Here is a 2,936-nt window from a genome sequence, read left to right on the forward strand (position 1 = left end):
TCCGGGGCATTTTTTGAAGAAAAACCCCGCCATGTAAACGCGCTGCGGCCAGTTCGTTTACAAAACATTCGGCTATACCATAATTCCCTGCGGAGGCATCTGATAATAAATGCCGTCTTCCGCAAAGCCTGATGACGGGGAAGGCTGTGCCGATGAGTCCTCCGGGTATTCATGATTTTCCCGGATGCTCCTGATAATTTCGGCGTACTCCATGGCAACCGCCGTGAAGCGATCCATGGTGTCAATGAGCTTTTCCCGGGTAAGGCGATCCAGCCAGTCGTGCCGCTGCAGGAACAGGTGTCCGTTTTCGGGATTCAGGGCCAGGGAAGAGCCCCGGGTGCCGCTGAACATATAATTGCCCTTCAGGCAGTCGCAGGTCAGGCGATCCAGAAAGTCCTGCTCGCACGAACCCAGGTCGGCAGTCATGATAAGTCTGTCTCCGGCAGACTGAAATACGGTTTCAATGCCGTCAAGATCAAACATGAGCGTCTCGTCCAGGCTTTCCAGGTCTGTTCCCATGGCATCATTCAGGGTGTTAACTATTTCTGCAAAATCCATGCATCATCTCCGTAATAAGAAAAGGGCGGCGGCATTTTTCCCTCCGGACACGAGTGCTGCAAATTCCGGGGTGTCCGCATATGCGGTTTCAGCAAGGTTATGCCGCTTCCGGCGGGAAGACATCTGAAATCCGCGGCGCCTGAAAGACCGGGGTTACGGCGGAGAGCAGGAGGAAAAGCGTTCCTGAGAGCATCAAAGAGCTTGCGCCCCCTCTGTCCTCATCGTATCCCGAAACGCTCCGGTATCAAAGAATCGCCTTCATAATCTGTAACCGGCGCCTGATAAAACAGGGAGGAGCCGGAGGAGGAAATGCGGAGTCAGTCAGATGCCTCCCGGCTCCCGATACGGGGTTAAGACTTGGCGAACTTTGCGGCGCCGGTGTAGAACTTAAAGACGTTGCTGCCGCCGAAATGTTCCACAATGCCGCTTACTTTGTTAACCTTGGATCCCTTCATGCCGCAGTTAAGCTGCTGCACTTCCAGATTGCCGGATTCGGCGGCCAGTCTGGTGAAATTCTGCGCATCATCTTTGGTGGCGTAGGATTTCCCGGAAAGCTTTCTTATGATGGAGCATTTATTGTTCATGAACTCCAGAGCGCTGCCGCCGGCAAAGGAATTCATCTTCACCGCCAGCTGCTTGGCCACCACATCCAGGTGTCCGGTGCGATCCTTGCCGCTCTTGCAGTTGAAGCAGGTTACGTTGCCCAGCATGTCGTTAAGGAGCGCCAGCCGAGCAGGAAGCTCGAAGGCATCAAAAGAAGGATCCCGGAACAGCGCATTGTTCATGATGAGATTTATTTCCTGGCTCAGCATGAAGACCTTCTTCTTTTCCACGGCGGATCTGCGGGGATCGCTCATGAATCTGCCCACGTCTGAATCGGGATCCAGACTGCTCACGAAGCGGTTGTACACGGTCTCTTCGTTAGCGCTGTTTGCGAGTTCATTAAGAGATACCCTAGTATTCAGGAAGTTCTGCCCGAACATATCGCTTATGGCAGCCCGGTTACCGGTTTGCTCTTCGGCCTGCTTCCAGAAGTATTTGCCCAGAACGGATCCGGAGGTCCACTTATTGGCCGGCGTGTTGAAGGTGCGGATCTTCGGTTTGATCCAGACATCCCGGCCTCCGATTCTGAGGCGTACCGGCTCCTGATTGCCGCCGTTATTCTGCGGCATTAAGGCGCGGAGCGCGTTCAGCTGATTATCAGTCATTTTTTTCTCGTTCCCGAAATAGGATATCGGGTTAAGGAGATTTACCGAGCTTAAGGTGAATTCAATGGGATGATCCTGGGTTTTGCCGCCCTTAAGCGGATCATCAGATCCGATATCATCGGCAAATCTGTCCATGACAATGGTGGTGATAAGTTCCAGGGCCCGCTGTCTGGCCTTCTGCTCTCTGAGGTTATCATTCTTCTCGCCGGCGGCATCCAGCACAGCATGACGATAGCCGGTAAAGAGCTTTTGACCGTTTTCGTCCCGGAGCTCTGTTTTGAAAAGGTTGGAAACATGTCCGGAAAGGCGGTTTCCGCTGGGGATGCCGTTAACGCCGTCTTCGTAAAGTCCGGGGTTAAGCTCTTTAACCGGGGTCATGGTGGAATTAAAGATCTTTTCCTGTCCGTCCACCGTCAGCTTCATATCGCGGCTGATGGTGCTCCAGGCCTTTTTGCCCAGAGTATTGGAAAACTCGTTCATGATCGCCGCGTCAGTTGTTTTGAGATCGGCAATGCCAAGATCGCTGACAGCGCTGTTGATTTTATCGGCGCACTTTCCCTGCAGCTTTTTGAAGAACTTGAGATAGCCGGTGGGAACAGTATCATCATCCCGCAGGTTAAGAGCGGCGAACTCCTGCTTTTTGGCGGCGTATTCCCGGCGGAGAGCGTCAAGCTTGTCCATGGCTGTCCGGCATTTTCTTTCGGATTCCCGGTTCAGGGAATTTCCGTCCTGCAGCTTGCGGGCTATTTTGGCTTTGACGCCATCGATGGTCTTTATGGCGGCGTCAATCTTGTCATTAAAGGCATCCCTGACATTGGCGCAGGAGTCCCCCTTGTTTTTCAGGGCCAGTTCGCATTCTGCCAGCTTTTTATTCAGATGATCGATGCAGGCGGCAAATTTCGGGCAGAGGATATCCCGGCAATTGCCGGCGACTTCTGCTTCGATGCTGCACTCGGGCCTGGCAGCCAGATTGCTGGTTATGGTCCGGAGATCCTGCTGAGCCTTGGCGCACTTGTCAATCAGGCTTGTTATTACGATTTTGAGATCTGAAAGACCGTAGTTTTTGCCAAAGACCTCATTGCTGAATTCCCGGGGGATGCTCTCAAGAAGACTGCCGGCGCGGCTCAGCTGCTCGGACAGGATGCCGCCTTCCCGGGACATGCCGGACAA

The 2,936-nt window shown here is 53.4% G+C and carries 2 protein-coding genes; both read right to left on the minus strand.

Annotated features, from left to right (window positions below; genetic code table 11):
• Positions 1-72: 72 nt before the first annotated feature.
• A complete protein-coding gene (locus ACJROR_RS12340; protein WP_406547288.1) occupies positions 73-558 on the minus strand; it encodes a type III secretion system chaperone in 486 nt (161 codons plus the stop codon).
• Positions 559-908: 350 nt separating this feature from the next.
• Positions 909-2,936 (minus strand): inositol phosphate phosphatase SopB (locus ACJROR_RS12345; protein ID WP_406547289.1); only part of this gene is annotated, 2,028 nt, incomplete at its 5' end.

The sequence above is a fragment of the Succinimonas sp. genome (genome assembly GCF_045225735.1).
GTDB lineage: Bacteria > Pseudomonadota > Gammaproteobacteria > Enterobacterales > Succinivibrionaceae > Succinimonas.

Bases quoted from the DNA above. Each gene is read 5' to 3' on its own strand.
- ACJROR_RS12340 (WP_406547288.1), bottom strand. From the start codon at position 558: ATGGATTTTGCAGAAATAGTTAACACCCTGAATGATGCCATGGGAACA.